Here is a 22,032-nt window from a genome sequence, read left to right on the forward strand (position 1 = left end):
ATGACGGCCCTGCAAGGGCTGCGCGCCGCCTGGCACGCTCATTTACCGTATGACGCCGCGATTCCCGTGAACCAGCGCCGCTGGATCGTCGGGGAGGGCTCGCTGACGGCCCGCCTGATGTCGGCCGCGACGCAGTTTCGCGTGACCCGCCTTGCCCAGACGCCGGCCTTGCCGTTCGCGGACGAGTGGCAGGCATTGGGGCTGATCCGGCCCGTGCCCGTCATCACCCGCGAAGTGCTGTTGATCTGTGACGATGTACCGGCGGTCTTCGCACACACCATCGTCGATCCGTACCGTGCGCGGCGCGACTGGCCGTTCCTGCGCGGGCTGGGTAACCGGCCGTTGGGCGGTGCGCTGTTCGTGGACCCGCGCGTGCGGCGTGATCCATTCCAGTTCGCCCGGCTGTCGATGCACCATCCGCTCCGTCAGGCATTGCAGCGCGTACTGCCGGCCCTGGCCGCAGTGCCGATGTTGCCGGCGCGACGCTCGGTGTTTCGGCGCGATGGCGGCGCCATGCTGGTCACGGAAGTCTTTCTGCCGGATCTTCTGCGCCGGCCTGCACCGCCCAGTACTGGCGCAGGCGGCACACGGCTGCCGCGCCGTATCGATACCTTCCGCGCCCTGCCGGAGCAGGACGCGCGGCCCTGACCTGGAAGTGCCGCGCCTGTGGCCCGTTGGCCGAAGGCGCGGTGCGGTATCATCCCGGGTCGAATATCCAGCCCGAGCCGTCTGACTTCAAGTGCGCCAACGCGCACTGTTGCAGCGTGTTCCGGCCCTTGTGAAAGTCCAATCCATGCAGTTGCTGTTCGAAGAAGGCGGCGAGATCCGCGCCGGCACCGTCCTTGCCCAACAGGGCGAGGCCTACCAGGTGGAGTTGCCCGCTGGCAAGCGCACCAAGGTCAAGGCAAAGGATGTGCTGCTGCAGTTCGCCCAGCCGTCGGCAATCGAAATGGTGCGGCAAACCGGCGACCTGACCGCCGAGATCGATCTCGATTTCCTGTGGGAATGCGCGCCGGCCGAGGAATTCGGCTTTGCCGAACTCGCCGCCGAATACTACGGCGCCGATGCGGGCGCGGTGCAGCAGGCCGCGCTGGCCATGGCGCTGCATGGCAACCCCGTCTACTTCCGGCGCAAGGGCCGTGGCCGCTATGCGCGCGCGCCGGAAGATCAACTCAAGGCCGCGCTGGCGGCGGTCGAGCGCAAGAAGCAGCAGCTGCTGTTGCAGGCGGAGTACGAGGCGCAGCTGAAGGACGGCAAGCTGCCCGAGGTGTTCCGCGGCAAGGTGCTGCAACTGCTGTTCAAGCCCGACAAGAACAGCCTCGAATACAAGGCGATGGATGCAGCCTGCACGGCGCAGGGCATGTCGCCGATGCGCCTGATGGTGGCCGTGGGCGGCGTGGAAAGCCCGCGCGCGCTGCATGAAGCCAAGTTCCTGGCAGACTGCTTCCCGAAGGGCACCGGCTTCCCCGACGTGGACGTGCCGGAGCCGCCGAATGACCTGCCGCTCGCTGACGTGCAGGCATTCTCGATCGACGACGTCACCACGACCGAAATCGACGATGCCCTGTCGGTGACGCCTCTCGGCGACGGCAAGCTGCGCATCGGTATCCACATCGCAGCACCGGCCCTGGGCATCCGCCGTGGCGAGGCGCTCGACACCATCGCGCGTCATCGTCTGTCCACGGTGTACTTCCCTGGCGACAAGATCACGATGCTGCCCGACAGCGTGGTGGATCGCTACACGCTGCAGGAAGGGCGCACGTGCCCGGCCCTGTCGCTGTACGTGACCATCGACCCGAACGGCATCGATGGCATGACCATCCTCGGCAGCGAATCGCGTGCCGAACTGGTGCCGATTGCCGCCAACCTGCGCCACAACCTGCTGGAGGATGTGGTCACCGAGGCCGCGCTGGCCGCAGGCACCGGCGACTATCCCTTCCGCGAGGCTTTGACCGAGCTGTACCGGCTGGCCAATTTCCTGCACGACGAGCGCCAGAAGGCGCGACTCGCCAGCGGCCTGCGTCCGGAATCGCACAACCGCGCGGACTTCAATTTCTACATCGACCGGCAGGACGATGGCAGCGAGCGCGTGCGGATCGAGCAGCGCCGCCGTGGATCGCCGCTGGACAAGATCGTGGCCGAGCTGATGATCCTGGCCAACAGCACGTGGGGCAAGCTGCTGGCGGACAACGGTGTGCCGGGCATCTACCGCACGCAGAAAGCGTGGGGCATGCATCGCACGCGCATGCAGACCTATCCCGCGCCGCACGAGGGGCTGGGCGTGGCGCAATACGCGTGGAGCACCTCGCCGCTGCGTCGCTACGTCGACTTGGTGAACCAGTGGCAAATCCTGGCCGTGGCCCAGCATGGCGTGACCGCCAAGCTCGTCGCTCCGTTCAAGCCCAAGGATGCGGATCTGCTGGCCGCCGTGGCGGATTTCGAAGGCACGTATGCGGCCTATGCCGATCACCAGTCCACGATGGAACGTTACTGGTGCCTGCGCTGGCTCAAGCAGGAAAACCGCGACAAGCTGATGGCCACCACGCTCAAGGAAGGCGCGGTGCGCTTCTCCGAGATTCCGCTGGTGACCCGCGTGCCCGAATTGGCGCAGGCCGCGCGCGGCACCCAGGTTTTGCTCGAAATCGGCGCCACCGACGAGATCACGCTCGAAGTCTCCTGTCGGGTGCTTGAGGTATTCGCCGGCGAAGGCGAACTGCCCGAGGAAGAGCTGGCGGGTAACGATCAAGGCGACGAGGGCGACGAGGGCGATGAAGTGCTGGCGGAGGTGTCGGCCGAAGCCGCCGCTGAAGCCGCTGCGGAGGATGCTGCGGAAGCCGCTGCCGAAGACGCGCCCGAAGGGACGGATGACGAGGCGTCGGCGCCACGCGACACCGATCCCGGTCCGGCTGCCTGAGCGCTTCGACAAACAGGGCGGCTCCCGTACAATCTGAGTCTGCGCCGGCCATCCCCCCGCCGTGGGGTGGCCGGCACGTATCGATTCTGTCCGACGATCGCTGCCCGATCGCCTTTCGCCTTCCATCAAGCCTCTGACCACAGTGAACGCCGTTCTCTCTGCTCCCCGCCACCCGCGCGATTGGTGGCAATCCAGCGGCACGCTGGCCAAGGCGATTGTCGTCTCGCTAGTCATTCATGCGGTGCTGCTGATGGTGCGGTTCGCCGCGCCGGAAGTCTTCGAGATCAAGCGTTCCGACCCGCAGCTCGACGTGGTGCTGGTCAACTCCAAATCTGCCGAGAAGCCGCGTAATCCGACGGTGCTGGCCCAGGCCAATCTCGATGGCGGCGGCGACCACGATGCGCAGCGTGCCACCACGCCGCTGCCGGCGCAGACCGAGTCCCGCGACGGCGATTTGATGCAGCTCACGCAGCGCCGGCTCGAACAGCTCGAGGAAGAGCAGCGCCGCCTGATGACGCAGTCACGCGAGGCCGCGCCGTCGGTACGCAGCCAGCCCCTGAAGCCCGGCGACAAGCCAACCGAGGCGCCGGTGCGAGGGCAGGACGACCGCACGAGCACGACCGAGATGGCCCGGCTGGAAGCGGAAATCGGCCGCAATCTCGAGCACTATGCCAAGCGGCCGAAGCGCATGCAGCTGACGGCCACGAGCGCCCAGGCCGTGGACTATGCGCAGTATTACGATCGTCTGCGTCGCAAGATCGAGATACGCGGCACCAGCGATTTCCCGCAGAAAAACGGCAAGCCCATCTATGGCCAGTTGATCCTGGTGATCAACGTCAACCGCCAGGGCAAGCTCGGCTATAACCGGGACGGCTACAACATCGAGGCCATCGACGTGGCGAAGAGTTCGGGCGATCCCGCGCTTGACCGTCAGGCCGTGGCCATTGTCCGTGCGGCGGCGCCATTCGGCGCGTTCACGCCCGAGATGCAGTCGAAGCAGGACATCCTCGAAGTCATTTCCACTTTCAAGTTTACGCGCAGCGGGCTGGACGTCCGGCTGCAAGGACGCTGATGACCGCAGAACAGCAATCCGCCGACCGCTACGTCGTGGTGGGCAATCCCGTTTCGCACAGCCGCTCGCCGGCGATCCACGCCGCCTTTTCGCGCCAGACTGGCGAGGCGGTGCAATACGATCGCCTGGAAGCGCCGCTCGATGCGTTTGCCGACACCGTGCGCAAGTTCCTGGCCGAAGGCGGCCACGGCTTCAACGTGACCACGCCGTTCAAGCTGGAGGCCTATGATCTGGCAGACCGCCTGACGCCGCGTGCGGAAGCCGCTGGCGCCGTCAATACGATGTGGATCGAGGATGGCTTGATCCATGGCGACAACACCGATGGCATTGGCCTGGTGCGCGATATCCAGGACAACCTCGACGTGCTGCTGGAAGACAAACGCATCCTCGTGCTGGGCGCCGGGGGGGCGGCCATGGGGGCGATGCTGCCGCTGATCGAGTGCCGTCCGTCGCGGATCGTGGTGGCCAACCGCACCGCGCAGAAGGCCAGCGATATGGTCGAGGAATTCGTCGAGGCAGCGGACCAGTACGGGGTGGAACTCTGGGCCGGTGGCCTGGATGCACTCGACGCGCTATCCGAGGACGAGCGCTGCGACGTGGTGATCAACGCATCGGCCAGCAGCCTGCAGGGCGAAGTGCCGCCGATGCCGGATTTCCTGCTTGGCGAAGGTGTGCTGGCCTACGACATGATGTACGGCGCCAAGCCGACCGTGTTCCTCGCGCACGCGGCCCGGTGCGGCGCGCAGACCGCCGATGGCCTGGGGATGCTGGTGGAGCAGGCCGCCGAGGCGTTCTACAACTGGCGCGGCGTCCGGCCCGCCACGGCACCGGTACTGGCCGATCTGCGCGCTGCGCTGCAGGCCGAAGCCGATCGCTGAAAGACGCCGGCCTTGGCCCGCCAGCGCAGCACTACCGCCCGGCCCTCGGCCAGATTGTCCGGCGCCGCCAATCCGCTGCGCTGGATCGGCTATTTCGGCGAATGCCTGATCATCGGCGTGCTGGCGATGCAGGTGTACTTCTTCCTGCAGATTGGCGCGTGGCAATACCTGAATCCCTCGTCCACGTCGTTCATGCGCGCGGAGCAGTGGCGGCTGTGCGGGTTCAACGTCTGGAGTTGCAAGGTCGATCACCAGTGGGTGGGCTACGACCAGATGTCGCGCAACATCAAGCGCGCGGTCATCGCCAGTGAGGATGCTGACTTCGTCAACCATCCCGGCTACGAACTCGATGCCATGCTCGACGCATGGGAGCGCAACAAAAAGCGCGGGCATATCGTGCGTGGCGGTTCCACGATCACGCAGCAACTGGCCAAGAATTTGTTCCTCGCATCGGAGCAGTACTACGTACGCAAGGGCCAGGAACTGGCGATTACGTGGATGCTCGAATTGTGGCTCGACAAGCAGCGCATCTTCGAGATCTACCTGAATTCAGTGGAGTGGGGCGAGGGCGTGTTCGGCGTAGAGGCCGCCGCGCAGCACTACTTCCGCACCTCGGCATCGAAGCTGACCGTAGGCCAGGCCGCAAGACTCGCCGCAGCGCTGCCCGCGCCGAAATGCTTCGACAAAAAGGAATACTGCGCCAACGTACGCGTGAACTTCCGCGTGAAGGCGTCGATCATCGCCAGACGGATGGGCGCGGCGACGCTGCCGGATTAGTACCGATATCCGCTGCTATTGGCTCCCCTCTCCCGCTGGCGGGAGAGGGGAGCCACGCCCTTAGCTGAGCCAACCTTTGCGCCTGAAATACACCAACGGAATCGCGGCCGACACCGCCATCAGCGCGATCGCCCATGGATAGCCAATGGCCCAGTCCAGTTCCGGCATCAGCTTGAAGTTCATGCCGTAGATGCTGGCGATCAGCGTGGGCGGCATCAGTGCCACCGACACCACCGAGAACAGTTTGATGATCTTGTTCTGGTTGATGTTGATGAAACCGACCGTCGCGTCCATCAGGAAGTTGATCTTGTCGAACAGGAACGCGGTGTGGTTTTCGATGGAATCGATATCGCGCAGGATCTGGCGGGCCTCGTCCTGTTGCTCGGCTGACAGCAACTGACTGCGCATGAGGAAGGACACCGCGCGGCGCGTATCCATGACATTGCGACGGATGCGGCCGTTCAGGTCTTCCTCGCGGGCGATGGTTTCCAGCACATCGGCCGCGGCGGCATCGGTCACGTTCTCGGCCAGCACGCGGCGGCTGGCTTCTTCCAGGCGCTCGTAGATCTCCTCGATCGAATCGGCCGAGTATTCGGCGTCGGTCGCGTAGAGATCCATCAGCACGTCCTTGGCGTTGCGCACCGAACCGGGACGCATCCGCGCGCGCAGCCGTACCAGCCGGAACACGGGCAGGTCTTCGTCGTGGATGGAGAACAGGACATCGCGCGTCAGCACGAAGGCCACGCGCACGTTACGCGACGCTTCCTCCTCGTCGAGCAGGAAATCGGTGCGGATGTGGATATTCTCGTCCTCACCTTCGAAGTACCGCGCCGACGCTTCCAGGTCGCCCAGGTCTTCCAGTTCGGGCAGGACGACACCGTAGGCTTCCTTGATCCACGCGAGTTCTTCGTCGTCGGGGCTGACCACGTCGATCCAGATGGGCTTGTGCTGCAGCAGCTCATTGCGCTCGTCGACCTGCTCCTGGGCAAGCCGACCTTTCTGCAGGACGAACAGATTGATCATCCCTAGACTTCCTTGTGACTGATTGCGCTGTGTCGAGGCATCGGAGACAGGCGCAGGCACGGCATCGGCAACAACCATGGGGCGGCCGGCAAGCGTGATCGCGCTGCATGCACGCGGCCATAGGGGCGTGGCGATGCAAGGCGATGGCGTTTGCCTGTTGCCTGGTTATGGCTGGCTGGCCGGGGAGAGGGAAGATCCGAAGCGCGACACGGCAGCCGTGGCGGCCGCCGCTGGGGGAAACGGAAAGACACTCACCCGCAGGTGTCTGCGGGCAAGCGCGGCGAAGGGCAGGGCGATGGCCCAGCCCGGTTCGACGTTACGCAGCCCGCAGTGACATGGCATCCGACGATGGCGCGATATTGTCGCGACAACCCGAACACCCGATGCTACTGCCCACGTACTTTCTCCGGGATTCTGATGGCCGCGAGTGTAATCCAACGCGGGGGGGCTTGTTAAGCGAAATCTAGGGTGTTGTACGGATGGCGCTCAGCGCCCCCGGCGCAGCAACGGCGCCAGCATGACAGACGACAATGCCGCGAACATCAGCACGATGGCTGCGTAATCCTGCCAGTGCGGCGTCTCCCCCAGCAGCCACATGCCGGAGAACACGCCGACCACGGGAATGAACATGATCGACAGGCTCGACACCACTGGTGGCAGGCTGCGCGCCAGCGCGAACCACACCAGGTGGCAGTACGCAAAGACCACCACGGCGTTGTAGACGATGGCACCCCATTCGATGGCGGTGGGCATGCGCCAGCCGGTCTCGAACAGCAGCGAGCCGATGGCGAGGAACGGCAGCGTGACAGCCAGCATCCAGAACGTGAGCGCCCCGATGGGCACGTCCAGCGGGGTGCGTTTCATCAGTTGGGTGCCGAAGCCCCAGCCTGCGGCGGCCACGAGCATCAGCAGCGTGCCGGCCGGGCTGCCGGTCAGCGCGGCAATCTCGCCGGACAGTAGCAGGACGGTGCCGGTCAGCGCGCAGCCGATGCCAATCCATGCTGACAACGCGATGCGTTCGCGGAAGATCAGGAGCCCCCAGACCACGGCCCAGATCGGCATGGTGTAGCCCAGGATGGCTGCCCGGCCCGAAGACAGCATCTTGACTGCGCAGATCGCGAACAAGTGCCAGATGACCATGTTCGGGATGGCCAGCTTGACCACCGTGGGCCATGTGGCACGCGGAATGTTCAGCGAATCGCCGCGTAGTTTCAGCGCCAGGCCCAATGCCACCAGCCCGCCGGCCATGCAGAGCAGGCGAAAGCCCATGGCGGGGAAGTGGGCGACGCCGATTTTCATGATCGGCCAGTTCAGGCCCCAGGCGAGGGTGAGGAATACGAGGAGGAGAAGACCGCGGCGGTCGAGTTGCATGGGACGTGGCGACGCAGACTGTCGCTCTTTTAAGCGGAAGCTGCAGACAATAGCACGCCAGGGGTTGGGCCAGCGGGTAGAATTGGCGTCACCCCCGATACAGATTTACCGAGCCCCTCATGACTTTTACCGAGCAGCTGTCCGCCGCATGGCAGCGTAACGATTCCCTGCTGTGTGTCGGTCTGGATCCGGACCCGGCCAAGCTGCCGGTGTCCCTGACCAGCACTGGCGGGGCGATTTTCTCGTTCTGCCGCGAAATCGTCGATGCCACCGCCGACCTGGTCTGCGCATTCAAGCCGCAGATCGCCTATTTCCACTCCCAGCGCGCCGAGGACCAGCTCGAGCAACTGATCGAGTACATCCATGACGCGCACCCGGGGATTCCGGTCATTCTCGATGCCAAGCGCGGCGATATCGGCTCCACGGCCGAGCACTACGCCATCGAGGCATTCGACCGCTACAAGGCCGACGCGGTGACGGTCAGCCCGTACATGGGTTTCGATTCGATGTCGCCGTATCTGGCGCATCCGGGCCGTGGCGTGATCGTGCTGTGCCGCACGTCGAACCCGGGCGGCTCGGACGTGCAGTTCCTGCAGGTCGACGGCAAGCCGCTCTACCAGGTGGTGGCCGAAGCCGCCCGCGAGCGCTGGAATACCAATGGACAGATGGGTCTGGTGGTCGGCGCGACGTTCCCGAACGAGATCGCCAAGGTGCGCCAGATCGTCGGCGACATGCCGCTGCTGATCCCCGGCATCGGCGCCCAGGGTGGCGACATCGAAGCCACCGTGAAGGCTGGCCGCACGGCTGACGGCACCGGCATGATGATTAACTCATCGCGCGCTATTCTCTATGCGAGCCGGGACAAGGACTTTGCCGTGGCAGCGCGCAATGCGGCGCTGCAGACCAGGGAGTTGATTAACCGGTACCGGCACGGTTGAACCAGCGGGGCCTCTCCTGCTGATGGTTTTCTCCCCTCTCCCGCATGGCGGGAGAGGGGAGCACTCCGAGCAGCTGTCAGAGTTACTCCTCGTTCCGAATCATCTCGATTAACCCGCGCATGGCATGCTCCGCCGCCTGCCTGCGGATCTGGGCGCGGTCGCCCTTGAAGCGTTGGGTGTCGGTGCGGGTGGTGATGCGGTTGCTCCAGCCGAAGCAGACCATGCCTACCGGCTTCTCGGGTGTGCCCCCGTTGGGTCCGGCCACGCCGGTGATCGATAGTGACACTTGCGCACGGCTGTTCAGCAGCGCGCCTTCGGCCATGGCGTGCGCCACCTCTTCACTGACCGCCCCGTGGTCGCGGATCACCTTGGCGGGCACGCCGATCATCGTCGACTTGGCTTCGTTCGAATAGGTCACGAAGCCGCGCTCGAACCATCCCGAAGATCCCGACACATCGGTAATGGCAGCGGCGACCAGTCCGCCCGTGCAGGACTCTGCCGTGGCGAGCATGAGAGAACGTTCCGCGAGGACGGTTCCGGCCTGGATGGCAAGCTGGTCTAGCAGGCGGCTGACTGACATGGCGCGGCTCTAAGTGGATAAACGGTGCGGAAGCGGGCGGCGCTCAGATCGAACGCCACAGTGCGAACACAAGCAGCGTGTAGAACGCCGCGAAGATATCGTCGAACATCACGCCGAACGCGCCGTTAAAGCCCGGTCCCTTGAGGGTGCGGTCGTAATAGCGGATTGGCGCCGGTTTGACGATATCGAAGAAACGGAACCATGCGAAGGCTGCAAACTGGCCCCAGAAGCCGGTTGGCGTGACGAACACCAGCACCAGCCAGAACGCGACAATCTCGTCCCAGACCATGCTGCCATGGTCGTAGACACCCATGTCGCGCGCCGTGTGCAGGCAGGCCCAGATCCCGATGGCGAAACCGGCGGCAATGATGTACAGCCAGGTCGTCGGTTCGATCCACATCGAGATCACGACAAACGACAGCCAGCCGTAGAGCGTGCCCACCGTGCCGGGGCTGACGGGCGACAGGCCGGAGCCGAACCCGAGTGCGATCAGACGAGCCGGATGGCCCAGCATGAAGCGCGCGGTGGGGCGCGTGATTCTGGCAGTCTGGCCAGCTTCCAGCGTGACGGGTTCTACGGGGTCGCTCGGCGCGGCACCGGGGGGGTAGGCGGACATCAAGAAATAGCTCGTCTGTATTTGTTATCTATTGCGCGCACGCGGTGGCTCCCGCTACGCGCATGGCGGCATCATGACACGGCTTGCGGCCCGTGTCAGGCAGGTATCAGGGCGCTGCGAAGTGGTCGAACGATGTGCCGGTGTAGTCGAACGGATTACCGTCACCATCGACGATGCGCAGGCCCGCCTCCGGGGTGATTGATCCGACACGCGAAAGAGGAAGATCGAGCTGGCGGCTGATGCCGGCAATGGCTTCACGGGCGCCAATCGGTGCCGAAAAGCAGAGTTCGTAGTCGTCGCCACCGGCCAGCACGCACTCGCGCTGGCACGCCAGGGGCTGGCCAGACAGGATGCGAGACCGTGGCAGCGCGTCCACATCGATGATCGCACCCACCGAAGAGCGATTGAGGATGTGGCCCAGGTCGCCGATCAGGCCATCGGAAATATCGAGCGCGGCGTGAGCCACGCCCCGCAACGCCAGCCCCAGCGCCACGCGCGGCGTAGGGGTGTCCATGCGAGGACGGATCACGGTGAAATCGGGCTCGGGCAGTAGCCATTCGCCACGGCAATCACCGAGCGCCAGTCGTGCGTCGCCAAGCGTGCCGGAAATCCAGATATCGTCGCCGGGGCGCGCAGCGTCACGGCGCAGCGCCTGGCGCGCCGGCACATCCCCGAACACAGTGATCGAAATGGTCAGCGGTCCCTTGGTGGTATCCCCGCCGATCAACTCGCAGCCGTGCGCATCGGCCAGCGCCAGCATGCCGGCCGCGAACGGCTCCAGCCAGGCGGGGTCCGCCTCGGGCAGCGCCAGCGCCAGCGTGAAGGCGCGCGGCTCGGCGCCCATCGCCGCCAGATCCGACAGATTGACCGCCAGGGCCTTGTGTCCCAGCGAGTGCGGCGGCACGTCGGGAAAGAAATGGCGGCCGCTGACCAGCATGTCGGAGCTGATGGCGATCTGGTGGCCGGGGCGCGGCTCGATCAGCGCGCAGTCATCGCCCACACCCAGCACAGCCTTGCGTACCGGGCGCGTGAAGAAACGGCGAATCAGGTCGAATTCGGAGAGCTGGGCAGGCTGGACGGCCGGAGAGGCGGGACTCGGGGCAGGCATGGAGCGTGGGATGACCCGTTGGCGGGCGGGGATGGTGGGGGATGGAGTTCGAAGACCAGTGGAAATGCTGAGACATTCCGGCTGGTCAAGCCCACCGGCATGCGGCATATTGTACCGAATCGAAAAGGTGCCCCGCGCAAAACGCTTATTGTGAAAGAGTATTTCACAATATAAAATGCGCAATTCTTATAGCGCCCCAGGCGGAGACAAACGGGTTCGTGGAGCCGGCCCGTACTCATCGCCCGTGTTATTCAGTGTGGCTCCACCGATCGGAAGATGCGCAGATGACAAGCCCTCAGCAGCCCCCGTCCCAAGACGATCTGAAACAGCAGCAGCGTGAGGCGCTGCGCAAGGCCGCACTCGAGTACCACGAGTTTCCGACCCCCGGAAAGATTTCAGTCACCCCCACCAAGCCGCTGTCGAACCAGCGCGACCTGGCCCTGGCGTATTCGCCGGGCGTGGCCGCTGCCTGCGAGGAAATCGTTGCCGATCCGGCCAATTCCTTCCGCTACACCGCGCGCGGCAACCTCGTGGGCGTGATCACCAACGGCACGGCCGTGCTGGGCCTGGGCGACATCGGCGCCGCAGCGTCGAAGCCGGTCATGGAAGGCAAGGCCGGCCTGTTCAAGAAGTTTGCAGGCATCGACGTCTTCGACATCGAAATCGACGAGAAGGACCCGGAAAAGATCGTCGATATCATTGCCTCGCTGGAACCCACGTTCGGCGGTATCAACCTTGAAGACATCAAGGCGCCGGAGTGCTTCTACGTGGAGCGCAAGTTGCGCGAGCGGATGAAGATTCCCGTCTTCCACGACGATCAGCATGGCACCGCCATCGTGGTGGGCGCCGCCGTGATCAACGGCCTGAAGGTGGTTGGCAAGGACATTTCCAAGGTCAAGCTCGTGGCCTCGGGCGCTGGCGCCGCAGCGCTGGCCTGCCTGGACCTGCTCGTCGACATGGGCCTGCCCATCGAGAACATCTGGGTAACGGACCTGGCCGGTGTGGTCTATGAAGGCCGTACCGAACTGATGGACCCGGAAAAGGCGCGCTTCTCGCAGAAGACCGACAAGCGCAAGCTCGCCGAAGTCATCGACGGCGCCGACATCTTCCTGGGCCTGTCCGCCGCTGGCGTGCTGAAGCCGGAGATGGTGCAGAAGATGGCCGAGAAGCCGCTGGTGCTGGCGCTGGCCAATCCGAATCCGGAAATCATGCCGGAACTGGTCAAGGAAATCCGCCCGGACGCCGTGATGGCCACGGGCCGCACGGACTATCCGAACCAGGTCAACAACGTCCTGTGCTTCCCGTTCATCTTCCGTGGCGCGCTGGACTGCGGCGCCACCACGATTACCCGTGAGATGGAAATCGCCGCCGCGAACGCCGTGGCGGAACTGGCCCGTCAGGAACAGAGCGATATCGTGGCCTCGGCCTACGGTATCCAGGACCTGTCGTTCGGCCCGGAATACCTGATCCCGAAACCGTTCGATCCGCGCCTGATCGTCAAGATCGCACCGGCCGTGGCCGAGGCCGCCGCCAAGTCCGGCGTGGCCGCGCGCCCGATCGAGGACATGGACGCGTACCGCCTGCAACTGCAGCAGTTCGTGTACCACTCGGGCACGCTGATGAAGCCGATCTACGCGGCTGCGCGCAAGGTGGAGATGGAGAAGAAGCGCATCGTCTTTGCCGAGGGCGAGGAAGAGCGCGTGCTGCGTGCGGTGCAGGTGATCGTCGATGAAAAGCTGGCGAACCCGATCCTGATCGGTCGTCCGGCTGTGCTGGCGCACCGCATCGAACGCTTTGGCCTGCGCCTGCGCATGGGTACGGATTTCACGGTGGTGAACCCCGAGCACGACGAGCGCTTCCGCGACTATTCGGACACGTACTACGGCATGATGGCCCGCGAGGGTGTCACGCAGCAGTACGCCAAGCTGGAAATGCGCCGCCGCACCACGCTGATCGGCGCGATGCTGCTGAAGAAGGGCGAGGCCGACGGCATGATCTGCGGCACGGTCAGTACCACGGCTGCCCATCTGCGCTATATCGACCAGGTACTCGGCGGCACCAACAAGGTGTACGCGGCCATGAACGGTCTGGTCCTGCCGGGCCGCCAGATCTTCCTGGTGGATACGCACGTCAATGTGGACCCGACCGCCGACGAGCTGGCCGAGATCACGATCATGGCTGCAGAGGAGCTGAAGCGTTTCGGCATCGAGCCGAAGGTGGGCCTGCTGTCACACTCGAACTTCGGTACGTCCGAAGCACCGTCGGCCCGCAAGATGCGCGACACCCTTGCCATCCTGCGTGAGCGTGCACCGGAACTGGAAGTCGACGGCGAAATGCATGGCGACAGCGCGCTGGACGAAAAGCTGCGAGATTCACTGGTGCCGGACGGTTCGCTCAAGGGCGAAGCCAACCTGCTGGTCTGCCCGAACATCGACGCCGCCAATATCTCGTACAACCTGCTCAAGGTGGCGGCCGGCAACAACGTGGCGATCGGTCCGATCCTGCTCGGCGTGAAGGCGCCGGTGCACATCCTGACCCCGTCGGCCACGGTGCGTCGTATCGTCAACATGACCGCTCTGGTCGTGGTGGATGCCGCTGCCAAGGTCTGACACGCAGCGATATTCTCTTCGCATCACGCGCATCGGCTAAGTCATTGCCGATGCCGCGTCGTAAAGCCGGGCTTGCCCGGCTTTTTTCATGTGCGCCAGCCTGTCTTGTCCGCAAGGTTAGTATGCGCACACATTTCAATAACACATTGAAACAATTGAGGAATTTCGGCGGTCCAGAGCGCAGGGATTGATTAATGCGCGACATCCGCGTAACCTTACGCCTTTGAATGCAGGCGTTCGTCCACGCGCGCCCCGCCACTTTCCCCAATCATTTTCGATAACGTGGGTCCCCGGAATCTCGCGAGCCAGTCGCAGCGGCAGTCAACTTGGCAGTCCCTGAACCTGACGCGGAGCCTGGGCTGCGCGTTGGCCGGTGCGGCATTGTCCGTCGCGCTGGCGATGTCGCCGCAGGGCGCCGTCGCGAAGCGGTCGTCCGTGGCGGATGTGGAAGGGGTGGTGGGAACCATCGCGGCCCCGCAGTTGCCAAACGAGGCGCGGCAGACGCTGGAGCTGATCCAGTCGGGCGGCCCGTTTCCGTATGACAAGGATGGTTCGCGGTTCGGCAACTACGAACGGCACCTGCCGACGCAATCTCGTGGCTACTACCGCGAATACACCGTCAAGAACAGCAAGAGCCGGAATCGGGGAGCCAAGCGGATTGTTTGCGGTGGTGATCAACGCGCCGCCAACGACTGCTATTACACGGAAGACCACTACAACAGTTTCAAACGGATAACCAAATGATGACTGACATTTTCGGATTGGGCGACGCCCTTGCCGCCCGCGAGGAGCGCGGCGCCGGAGATGGCTGGCAGAGGGCCCACCATCAGGCCCAGAACCTTTACGACAATGTGCTGATGATGCCGCGCCAGGATCTGACGCACCCACTGCCGCCTACCTGCTCGCCGGCCATTGCCACGTGGGCTGACGACGGTACCAACGAGGGAGCCATGAATCTGTTCAAGACGGTGCGCCCGAACATCGTCCAGTCGATCCGCGCGTTCCGCGTGCCGGAGTTGGCCCAGGCGGCCACGGCGCTGAACCAGCACTTCCTCTACGCCAACTGCGCCGATTGCGCCAGCAAGGCCGAGATCCTGGAGCGCATCGCCACCGAGTTCACGTTTCCGAAGCATTTCGGCAAGAACTTCGATGCTTTGTCCGATTGCCTGACCGACATGATCTACAAGGCCGGTCCGCAACCCGGTTTTGTAATCGTGCTCGAAGGCTTGCCGATTGCGCTCAAGTTCGACAAGGAAGCGCGTGAGGTGCTGCTGGACGTGTTCCGTGACGCCGCCGAATTCTGGCTGGAGCGCAAGGTGCAGTTCCGGGTGTTCTACTCGTTCGCCTGAACGCCTTCCCCGGCCGCAATGAAAAAGCCCGCTGTCACCAGCGGGCTTTTTTGCGTCCTGCGCCAGCGCTGCACCGGCTCAGGCTGCAGGCGGTAGCTGGCCGCCCGGCGTCAACCGGTCGATCAGTTCCGGCAGGCCTTCGCTGAGGCTCGCCGCCACGTCGTCGGAAGACATCCCGGTCGTTTCGGCCAGCGACTGCAGTGCACCGGTATTGCCCAGCGCACCCTGCAGGTCGGCTGCACTGACGGCCTCGTTTCCGCCGGTGCCGATCCAGGAATCGACCTGCTGGCCCAGCCCGGCCTGGCCGAGTATGTCGCGCAACGCGCCGATACCGCCAGCGGCCGCTCCCATCGCCTGCGCCGAGTTCGTGGCATCGCCCTGACCGCCGAGCAGTCCGCCCAGCAGCGATCCGAGATCGAGTCCGCCCGGGGCCGGGGCGCTGCCGCCACCCAGCATGCCGCCGAGCATGCCGCCAAGACCGCCGAGTCCTCCCAGGCCGCCGAGGGCACCGCCCGCCGCATCGCCGGCGTCGGCGGGGGCAACGCTGCCATCCGCACCCTGGCTCTTGTTACGCATCGCCAGCATCGCCAGCAAGCCCAGCGCCATCATGAGCTTGGGATTCATCCCTCCGCCGCCGGCTTGTTGCTGGCCGCCGCCCTGACCGAGCATTCCGCCCAGCACGCTATCGAGTAGTCCCATATTCGACTCCTTTGACCTGTCCTGGTCAGAATCCGCCAAGGATGGCGTTCAGCGTGGCGAGGCACGCGAGGCCCACCGTCTCGGTACGCAGAATACGCGGCCCCAGCGACACACCGATGAAACCGGCATGGCGCGCCGCTGCTTCTTCCTCGGGCGACAGCCCGCCTTCGGGGCCGATCAGCAACGTCACGCCCTTGGCACGCCAGGCATCGGCGTGAGTTCGTGCAAGCTCGGGCAGGGGCGCTACGGCACGCGGCGACAGCAGCAGCCGGTTGCCCGTAGCAGGCGCCGCCGCAAGCCATGCATCAAAGGTAGACACCGGCGCCAGCGCCGGCAAGCGGTTACGTCCGCATTGCTCGCACGCCGCCTCGATCAGGGCCTGCCAATGGGCTTGGCGTTTGGCAGCCCGCTCGCCGGATAGCCGCACCACGGAGCGCTGGGCCTGCAGCGGCTGGATCGCCGCCACGCCAAGCTCCACGGCTTTCTCGATCAGCCAGTCCATTTTGTCGCCGCCTGCCAGACCCTGCGCCAACGTCACCGCAAAAGGCGGTTCGGCCTCGGTGGCGTCATGGGCGGAGATACGGGCCGATGCGCTGCGCTTGCCGATCTCCGCGAGCGTGGCGCTGTAGCTGCCGCCCTGACCGTTGAAAAGCGTGATGGGGTCTTCGGGCGACAGGCGCAGCACATGGACGTGACGTACGACGGTGTCGGGCAACTCCACGACGGTATCGGCAGCAAGCGCTGCATCGACAAAAAATCTAGGTGGCATCAGGAAAGAAAGATCAGGATTCGGACGAGGGATCGACGTCCGCGGCCTTCGGCAGCGGCGTGCCGAAGCCCCAACGGTAGCCGTCAGGGTCCTCGACCATGCAGTAACGGTCGCCCCAGAACTGGTCGGCGGGCGCCATCACGCTGACCGCGCCGGCACCAATGGCCTGCGCATACATGGCATCGACATCGTCGCAATAGACATAGAACGTCTGAGACGCCTCGACGCCAAGGGAGCGGGGCGTGCGCGCGGTACTGCCCCATGCGCCTTCGGGCGCGAACATCACGACAAGCTCGCCCTTGTAGTGCAATTCGGCGTGGGTCGGAACGCCGTTCTCGTCGACCACATGGCCGGCGGTGAAGCCGAACGCGCGCTGGTAGAAATCGATTGCGGCGCGGCCGCTGGCAACCGTCAGGTAGGGCGTCAGCCAGGGCGTGTTGGACGGTCTGGGCATGCTGGTCTCCCGGAGGGTGGCTCGGAGGAAGTCCCGGCCGCTCGGCGGCGATCGGGAGGAAAGTGCATGTTACGCGGGTCGGCTGGCGCTGTCGAAGATCGGCTGCAGATGGCGAGGATGCAAGAAGAGCGCTGGGTGGAGATCTGCATGATAGGCGCGCAGTGCCGTGTCCAGGCGCCATTGCCGCAGCCGAGCCGCGATGGACGCGGCAGGTGCGGCGGCAATGTCCAGCGTATCGCTTGCCAGCGCGATGCCCCACAGCGCGCCGTACGCCGGCACATAGGCGGCTAGCGGCGCCACATTCGGAAAGACTTGCCGCAGGCGCGACAGCAGCAACCGCGCCGCGTCGGGACGATGGAGCAGGGGGCCAAGATGCAGCGAGAGCGCGCCACCCGGCGCCAGACATCTGCGCGCCGTTTGCAACCCGTGCGTGGTGAACAGCGCGGCCGCGGGGCTGCCGTCGTCGGCCTCGGTCAGGTCGTAGACGATGAGATCGAAACGGCGGCCGGTACGGGCGAATGCTTCCATTAGGCCCAGTCCGTCACCGATGGCGAGATGCAGGCGTGGATCACCCGGTTCGTCGAGCGCTCCGCGATGGATGCCGGGCAGCCATTCGCGCGCCAATCGCACAACCTCCGCATCCAGCTCGGCCACCACCACATCCCGCATTGTGGGAATTCGCAACAATTCGAAGGCCGAACCGCCATCGCCGCCGCCCACAACCAGCGCGCTACGTGGCGTACCGTGCACAGCAGCCATTGGCACGGACATCAGTTCGTGCAGGATGAAGGCATCGGCCTCGGTGCTCATCACCACGCCGTCCAGCCGGAAGATCCGCCCCAGGCCTGGGTTTTCGCCGATCTCCACCTGCTGGTACGCCGAACGCGTGGCCGCCAGGACAGTGATCTCGCCCAGCGTGGTGCCCGTACCGGGTGCCAGCCATTCCGTCCAGGTTTGATGGCCTCTTCGGGACGCGCCTTCGCGCCCGGAAATGCCGCCTGCTTCTGCTAAAATTGCGGTTTTCCCGCCGTCAGGTTCTCGCATGTCTGCCCTCGCCCATCCCGCAACAAGTCCTTTCGCCAACCAGCCCGTCAAACTGATGGCCGACGCCATCCGCGTGCTTGCCATGGACGCCGTCCAGCAAGCCAACTCCGGTCACCCCGGTGCGCCGATGGGGATGGCGGATATCGCCGTGGCGTTGTGGGGCCGGCATCTGAAGCATAACCCCGTGAATCCGCAGTGGGCCGACCGCGATCGCTTCGTGCTGTCGAACGGTCACGGCTCGATGCTGATCTACGCGCTGCTTCACCTCACGGGTTACGACCTCCCGGTGGAAGAACTGAAGAACTTCCGTCAGTTGCACAGCAAGACGGCCGGCCATCCGGAATACGGCATCACGCCGGGCGTGGAAACCACGACCGGTCCGCTGGGTCAGGGCATTACCAACGCCGTGGGCATGGCGCTGGCAGAGCGCTTGCTGGCCGAAGAATTCAATCGTCCGGGCTTCGACATCGTCAACCATCACACCTATGTGTTCATGGGCGATGGTTGCCTGATGGAAGGTATCAGCCACGAGGCTTGCTCGCTGGCTGGCACGTTGAAGCTGAACAAGCTGATTGCACTGTGGGATGACAATGGCATTTCGATCGACGGCGACGTGGTGCACTGGTTCGCCGACGATACCCCGAAGCGTTTCGAATCCTACGGCTGGAACGTGATTCGCGGCGTGGACGGCCATGACGCCGTGGCGGTGGACAATGCCATCGCGCAGGCCAAGGCCAGCGACAAGCCAACGCTGATCTGCTGCCGCACGCTGATCGGCAAGGGTGCTCCGAACAAGGAAGGCGGTCACGACGTGCACGGTGCCCCGCTGGGCGGCGCCGAAGTGCTGGCCACGCGCGAAGCGCTGGGCTGGGTGCATGCACCGTTCGAACTGCCGCCGGAAGTCTATGGCGCGTGGGATGCCAAGCATACCGGTGCCGCGCTGGAAAAGGCCTGGGACGCGCTGTTTGCCGCCTACGCCGAAGTCCATCCGTACGAAGCCGGCGAGTACACGCGCCGCATGCGCGGTGAGCTGCCGGGCGCGTTCGACGAGGCTGTCGATGCCTTCCTCGCCAAGTGCGAAGAAAAGGCAGAGACCATCGCCACGCGCAAGGCCAGTCAGAACACGATCGAGGCGCTCGCGCCCGTGCTGCCGGAATTCCTGGGCGGCTCGGCCGACCTGACCGGCTCGAACCTGACCAACTGGTCCGGCAGCAAGGCTGTGCGTGTAGATGCCTGGGGCAACCACATCAACTACGGCGTGCGCGAATTCGGCATGAGCGCCGTGATGAACGGCATCACGCTGCACGGTGGCTACATCCCCTACGGTGCCACGTTCCTGACGTTCTCGGACTACAGCCGCAACGCGCTGCGCATGGCCGCGCTGATGAAGATCCGCACGCTCTTCGTGTTCACGCACGATTCGATTGGCCTGGGAGAAGACGGCCCGACGCACCAGTCGATCGAGCACGTCGCCAGCCTGCGCCTGATCCCGAACATGGATGTCTGGCGTACTGCCGACACCACCGAGACTGCCGTGGCCTGGGCCGAGTCGATCCGCCGCGAGAATGGTCCGAGCTGCCTGATTTTCAGCCGCCAGAACCTGCCGTTCCAGAAGCGCGACGACGTGACGCGCGCCAATATCGCTCGCGGCGGCTACGTGTTGCGTGATGCGAAGAACCCGCGCAAGAAGGCGCCGGACGCCGTCATCATCGCCACGGGCTCGGAAGTGGGCCTGGCCATCGGCGCCGCCGATGCACTGGCTGCCGAAGGCGTGCATGTGCGCGTGGTGTCGGTGCCGGCAACAACCGTGTTCGACAAGCAGGATGCCGCGTACAAGGCCAGCGTGCTGCCGGCCGGCGTGCCGCGTATCGCCGTGGAAGCCGGCGTGACCGATTTCTGGTGGAAGTACCAGGTCCAGGCGGTCGTCGGCATCGACACGTTTGGCGAATCAGCTCCGGCAGGCGTGCTGTTCAAGCACTTCGGCTTCACGGTAGAAAACGTGGCCGACACCGTGCGCGCCACGCTCGCCCAGTAATTCCCTCCCGTGTGCCCCGCCGGTGCGACGCGCCGGCTGGCGGCACCGGCCCAGGCTTCATCGATTGCACTCTAGGAGATAGACATGACCATCAAGATCGGCATCAACGGCTTTGGCCGTATCGGACGCATGGTGTTCCGCGCCGCCGCCGCGAACTTCAAGGACATTGAAGTCGTCGCCATCAACGACCTGCTGGAGCCGGACTACTTGGCGTACATGCTGAAGTACGACTCGGTGCATGGCCGCTTCGATGGTGAAGTGTCGGTGGATGGCAACACGCTGGTCGTGAATGGCAAGAAGATCCGTTTGACCGCTGTCAAGGATCCGTCGGAACTGAAGTGGGGCGAAGTCGGCGCCGATGTCGTGATCGAATCGACCGGCATTTTCCTGACCAAGGAAGGCGCGCAGAAGCACATCGACGCGGGCGCCAAGAAGGTGATCATGTCGGCTCCGTCCAAGGACGACACCCCGATGTTCGTGTACGGCGTGAACCACGAGTCGTACAAGGGCGAAGCGATCGTTTCGAACGCCAGCTGCACCACGAACTGCCTGGCCCCGGTTGCCAAGGTGCTGAACGACAAGTGGGGCATCAAGCGCGGACTGATGACCACCGTGCACGCTGCCACGGCGACGCAGAAGACCGTTGACGGTCCGTCGAACAAGGACTGGCGCGGTGGCCGCGGCATCCTGGAAAACATCATCCCGTCGTCGACCGGTGCTGCCAAGGCCGTGGGCGTGGTGATTCCGCAACTGAACAAGAAGCTGACGGGCATGTCGTTCCGCGTGCCGACCTCGGACGTTTCGGTGGTTGACCTGACCGTCGAGCTGGAAAAGTCGGCCACGTACGCCGAAATCTGTGCCGAGATGAAGGCCCAGAGCCAGGGCGCGCTGAAGGGCGTGCTGGGCTACACCGAAGACAAGGTCGTGGCCACGGACTTCCGCGGCGATGCACGGACCTCGATCTTTGACGCCGAAGCTGGCATCGCGCTGGACGGCACGTTCATCAAGGTTGTGAGCTGGTACGACAACGAGTGGGGCTATTCGAACAAGTGCCTGGAAATGGCACGCGTCGTCGCCAAGTAATCTGGCGGCGGTCCCAAGAAAAACGCGCCTTCGGGCGCGTTTTTTTGTGGGTCAGAGTTTCAGCGGCTTCGCATCGATGACATCGCCGTCGACGATGAAATGTCCGCCCGCCACGTGATGGATCGTGCGGAGGGAATCGTGGCCCGTGAAATCCCAACGGCCTTCCCGGAACACGCGACTGTCGGCGTGCGCGGCGACGACTTCGCCGAGGAACAGGTCATAGCTGTTCTGGATAGCGGGCTCGGGCAGCAGGCGGCATTCCAGCCAGGCGGCGCAACCTTCGAGCAACGGCGCACCGACAAGGTTGCCGTCAAACGTTTGTAGTCCGTAGGCGGCAAACTTGTCGATGCCATGTTCCTCGGAGATCTTCAGGCCGGAACTCGATCCGAGCGCCTGAGTAATGTCCACCTGGGCCACGGTGGGCACATGCAGCGCGAATTCGCCGCTGGCTTCGAGCAACTGGCGCGTCCATGTGGCCTTGTCGAGCACGACGGCCACTTTGGGCGGTGCGAAATCGAGCGGCATCGCCCATGCGGCAGCCATGATGTTGCGTTGCCCGCTATGGGCTGCGCTCACCAGGACGGTGGGGCCGTGGTTGAGCAGCCGATAGGCTTTGGATAGATCAACGTTGTGACGATGAGTACTCATGATATCTCTGCGATCTCAGGGATATGTGTCCGAGCGCAAGGCGGAAACATCCCACTACGACGAAT

21 protein-coding genes are annotated in these 22,032 nt (G+C 64.5%); 11 read left to right on the forward strand and 10 right to left on the reverse strand.

What is annotated here, in order from left to right; genetic code table 11:
- The first annotated feature begins 9 nt into the window (after positions 1 to 9).
- The 5 genes from ABDB81_RS12675 (at position 10) to mtgA (ending at position 5,641) form a co-directional block, all read left to right on the forward strand.
- Positions 10 to 648, forward strand: coding sequence for a chorismate lyase (locus ABDB81_RS12675; protein ID WP_346811458.1), 639 nt, complete (start codon positions 10 to 12; stop codon positions 646 to 648).
- A 145-nt stretch (positions 649 to 793) separates the two neighbouring features.
- Positions 794 to 2,914 (forward strand): RNB domain-containing ribonuclease, encoded by a 2,121-nt coding sequence (locus ABDB81_RS12680; RefSeq protein ID WP_137923315.1) that lies wholly within the window; start codon positions 794 to 796, stop codon positions 2,912 to 2,914.
- 142 nt (positions 2,915 to 3,056) lie between these two features.
- Positions 3,057 to 3,986 (forward strand): TonB family protein, encoded by a 930-nt coding sequence (locus ABDB81_RS12685; RefSeq protein ID WP_160472963.1) that lies wholly within the window; start codon positions 3,057 to 3,059, stop codon positions 3,984 to 3,986.
- Positions 3,986 to 4,864 (forward strand): shikimate dehydrogenase, encoded by an 879-nt coding sequence (gene aroE / locus ABDB81_RS12690; RefSeq protein WP_346811372.1) that lies wholly within the window; start codon positions 3,986 to 3,988, stop codon positions 4,862 to 4,864. Before ABDB81_RS12685 ends, aroE begins: the two co-directional genes overlap by 1 nt.
- Before the next feature lie 75 nt (positions 4,865 to 4,939).
- Positions 4,940 to 5,641 carry a monofunctional biosynthetic peptidoglycan transglycosylase gene (gene mtgA / locus ABDB81_RS12695; protein WP_346811460.1) on the forward strand — a complete coding sequence of 234 codons (702 nt, stop codon included), beginning with the start codon at positions 4,940 to 4,942 and terminating at the stop codon, positions 5,639 to 5,641.
- 60 nt (positions 5,642 to 5,701) lie between these two features.
- Here mtgA and corA read toward each other — a convergent pair whose 3' ends face one another.
- Both corA and ABDB81_RS12705 read right to left on the reverse strand, forming a co-directional pair.
- A complete protein-coding gene (corA, locus tag ABDB81_RS12700) occupies positions 5,702 to 6,664 on the reverse strand; it encodes a magnesium/cobalt transporter CorA (RefSeq protein ID WP_137923312.1) in 963 nt (320 codons plus the stop codon).
- A 486-nt stretch (positions 6,665 to 7,150) separates the two neighbouring features.
- The gene (locus ABDB81_RS12705; protein ID WP_346811374.1) at positions 7,151 to 8,035 is read right to left on the reverse strand and encodes an EamA family transporter; all 885 of its coding nucleotides are present in this window, start codon (positions 8,033 to 8,035) and stop codon (positions 7,151 to 7,153) included.
- A gap of 119 nt (positions 8,036 to 8,154) precedes the next feature.
- On the opposite strand from ABDB81_RS12705, the gene pyrF reads away from it, so the two are divergent.
- Positions 8,155 to 8,973 carry an orotidine-5'-phosphate decarboxylase gene (pyrF, locus tag ABDB81_RS12710; protein ID WP_137923310.1) on the forward strand — a complete coding sequence of 273 codons (819 nt, stop codon included), beginning with the start codon at positions 8,155 to 8,157 and terminating at the stop codon, positions 8,971 to 8,973.
- Positions 8,974 to 9,055: 82 nt separating this feature from the next.
- Here pyrF and ABDB81_RS12715 read toward each other — a convergent pair whose 3' ends face one another.
- The 3 genes from ABDB81_RS12715 to thiL form a co-directional block, all read right to left on the reverse strand.
- Positions 9,056 to 9,553, reverse strand: coding sequence for a CinA family protein (locus ABDB81_RS12715; RefSeq protein WP_346811376.1), 498 nt, complete (start codon positions 9,551 to 9,553; stop codon positions 9,056 to 9,058).
- Positions 9,554 to 9,596: 43 nt separating this feature from the next.
- A complete protein-coding gene (locus tag ABDB81_RS12720) occupies positions 9,597 to 10,169 on the reverse strand; it encodes a phosphatidylglycerophosphatase A (RefSeq protein WP_346811378.1) in 573 nt (190 codons plus the stop codon).
- 106 nt (positions 10,170 to 10,275) lie between these two features.
- On the reverse strand, positions 10,276 to 11,277 hold the full coding sequence (thiL, locus tag ABDB81_RS12725) for a thiamine-phosphate kinase (RefSeq protein ID WP_249359054.1): 1,002 nt from the start codon (positions 11,275 to 11,277) through the stop codon (positions 10,276 to 10,278).
- 284 nt (positions 11,278 to 11,561) lie between these two features.
- On the opposite strand from thiL, the gene ABDB81_RS12730 reads away from it, so the two are divergent.
- The 3 genes from ABDB81_RS12730 to ABDB81_RS12740 all read left to right on the forward strand — a co-directional run bounded on the left by ABDB81_RS12730 (position 11,562) and on the right by ABDB81_RS12740 (position 15,235).
- Positions 11,562 to 13,886, forward strand: coding sequence for an NADP-dependent malic enzyme (locus tag ABDB81_RS12730; RefSeq protein ID WP_137923306.1), 2,325 nt, complete (start codon positions 11,562 to 11,564; stop codon positions 13,884 to 13,886).
- Positions 13,887 to 14,285: 399 nt separating this feature from the next.
- A complete protein-coding gene (locus ABDB81_RS12735; protein WP_160473300.1) occupies positions 14,286 to 14,630 on the forward strand; it encodes a ribonuclease in 345 nt (114 codons plus the stop codon).
- Positions 14,627 to 15,235 (forward strand): barstar family protein, encoded by a 609-nt coding sequence (locus tag ABDB81_RS12740; RefSeq protein WP_137923305.1) that lies wholly within the window; start codon positions 14,627 to 14,629, stop codon positions 15,233 to 15,235. The genes ABDB81_RS12735 and ABDB81_RS12740 overlap by 4 nt, the downstream gene beginning before the upstream one ends.
- Before the next feature lie 78 nt (positions 15,236 to 15,313).
- Here the strand turns inward: ABDB81_RS12740 and ABDB81_RS12745 are convergent, their stop codons facing one another.
- From ABDB81_RS12745 to ABDB81_RS12760, 4 genes are all read right to left on the reverse strand, one after another.
- Entirely contained in the window at positions 15,314 to 15,934 is a 621-nt protein-coding gene (locus ABDB81_RS12745) for a YidB family protein (protein WP_137923304.1), read from the reverse strand.
- Between the two features lie 25 nt (positions 15,935 to 15,959).
- Positions 15,960 to 16,703, reverse strand: coding sequence for a 16S rRNA (uracil(1498)-N(3))-methyltransferase (locus ABDB81_RS12750; protein ID WP_346811381.1), 744 nt, complete (start codon positions 16,701 to 16,703; stop codon positions 15,960 to 15,962).
- Positions 16,704 to 16,716: 13 nt separating this feature from the next.
- Complete coding sequence (locus tag ABDB81_RS12755) at positions 16,717 to 17,157, reverse strand: VOC family protein (RefSeq protein WP_137923302.1); 441 nt, start codon at positions 17,155 to 17,157, stop codon at positions 16,717 to 16,719.
- A 69-nt stretch (positions 17,158 to 17,226) separates the two neighbouring features.
- Positions 17,227 to 18,201: a spermidine synthase gene (locus ABDB81_RS12760; RefSeq protein WP_346811383.1), complete on the reverse strand. Its 975-nt coding sequence runs from the start codon at positions 18,199 to 18,201 to the stop codon at positions 17,227 to 17,229.
- Between ABDB81_RS12760 and tkt the strand changes: the two genes are divergently transcribed.
- Together tkt and gap are read left to right on the forward strand one after the other, a co-directional pair.
- Positions 18,200 to 20,236: a transketolase gene (gene tkt / locus ABDB81_RS12765; RefSeq protein WP_137923300.1), complete on the forward strand. Its 2,037-nt coding sequence runs from the start codon at positions 18,200 to 18,202 to the stop codon at positions 20,234 to 20,236. The two genes, ABDB81_RS12760 and tkt, sit on opposite strands and share 2 nt — an antisense overlap.
- An 84-nt stretch (positions 20,237 to 20,320) precedes the next feature.
- Entirely contained in the window at positions 20,321 to 21,319 is a 999-nt protein-coding gene (gene gap, locus ABDB81_RS12770; protein WP_137923299.1) for a type I glyceraldehyde-3-phosphate dehydrogenase, read from the forward strand.
- A gap of 51 nt (positions 21,320 to 21,370) precedes the next feature.
- Here the strand turns inward: gap and ABDB81_RS12775 are convergent, their stop codons facing one another.
- Positions 21,371 to 21,967, reverse strand: coding sequence for a flavin reductase family protein (locus ABDB81_RS12775; protein WP_137923298.1), 597 nt, complete (start codon positions 21,965 to 21,967; stop codon positions 21,371 to 21,373).
- Positions 21,968 to 22,032 lie beyond the last annotated feature (65 nt).

The sequence above is a fragment of the Cupriavidus sp. DL-D2 genome (genome assembly GCF_039710735.1).
Taxonomy (GTDB): Bacteria; Pseudomonadota; Gammaproteobacteria; order Burkholderiales; family Burkholderiaceae; genus Cupriavidus.

Bases quoted from the DNA above. Each gene is read 5' to 3' on its own strand.
- ABDB81_RS12680 (WP_137923315.1), top strand. From the start codon at position 794: ATGCAGTTGCTGTTCGAAGAAGGCGGCGAGATCCGCGCCGGCACCGTC.
- aroE (WP_346811372.1), top strand. From the start codon at position 3,986: ATGACCGCAGAACAGCAATCCGCCGACCGCTACGTCGTGGTGGGCAAT.
- corA (WP_137923312.1), bottom strand. From the start codon at position 6,664: ATGATCAATCTGTTCGTCCTGCAGAAAGGTCGGCTTGCCCAGGAGCAG.
- ABDB81_RS12705 (WP_346811374.1), bottom strand. From the start codon at position 8,035: ATGCAACTCGACCGCCGCGGTCTTCTCCTCCTCGTATTCCTCACCCTC.
- pyrF (WP_137923310.1), top strand. From the start codon at position 8,155: ATGACTTTTACCGAGCAGCTGTCCGCCGCATGGCAGCGTAACGATTCC.
- ABDB81_RS12715 (WP_346811376.1), bottom strand. From the start codon at position 9,553: ATGTCAGTCAGCCGCCTGCTAGACCAGCTTGCCATCCAGGCCGGAACC.
- ABDB81_RS12720 (WP_346811378.1), bottom strand. From the start codon at position 10,169: ATGTCCGCCTACCCCCCCGGTGCCGCGCCGAGCGACCCCGTAGAACCC.
- thiL (WP_249359054.1), bottom strand. From the start codon at position 11,277: ATGCCTGCCCCGAGTCCCGCCTCTCCGGCCGTCCAGCCTGCCCAGCTC.
- ABDB81_RS12730 (WP_137923306.1), top strand. From the start codon at position 11,562: ATGACAAGCCCTCAGCAGCCCCCGTCCCAAGACGATCTGAAACAGCAG.
- ABDB81_RS12735 (WP_160473300.1), top strand. From the start codon at position 14,286: ATGTCGCCGCAGGGCGCCGTCGCGAAGCGGTCGTCCGTGGCGGATGTG.
- ABDB81_RS12740 (WP_137923305.1), top strand. From the start codon at position 14,627: ATGATGACTGACATTTTCGGATTGGGCGACGCCCTTGCCGCCCGCGAG.
- ABDB81_RS12745 (WP_137923304.1), bottom strand. From the start codon at position 15,934: ATGGGACTACTCGATAGCGTGCTGGGCGGAATGCTCGGTCAGGGCGGC.
- ABDB81_RS12750 (WP_346811381.1), bottom strand. From the start codon at position 16,703: ATGCCACCTAGATTTTTTGTCGATGCAGCGCTTGCTGCCGATACCGTC.
- ABDB81_RS12755 (WP_137923302.1), bottom strand. From the start codon at position 17,157: ATGCCCAGACCGTCCAACACGCCCTGGCTGACGCCCTACCTGACGGTT.
- tkt (WP_137923300.1), top strand. From the start codon at position 18,200: ATGTCTGCCCTCGCCCATCCCGCAACAAGTCCTTTCGCCAACCAGCCC.
- ABDB81_RS12760 (WP_346811383.1), bottom strand. From the start codon at position 18,201: ATGCGAGAACCTGACGGCGGGAAAACCGCAATTTTAGCAGAAGCAGGC.
- gap (WP_137923299.1), top strand. From the start codon at position 20,321: ATGACCATCAAGATCGGCATCAACGGCTTTGGCCGTATCGGACGCATG.
- ABDB81_RS12775 (WP_137923298.1), bottom strand. From the start codon at position 21,967: ATGAGTACTCATCGTCACAACGTTGATCTATCCAAAGCCTATCGGCTG.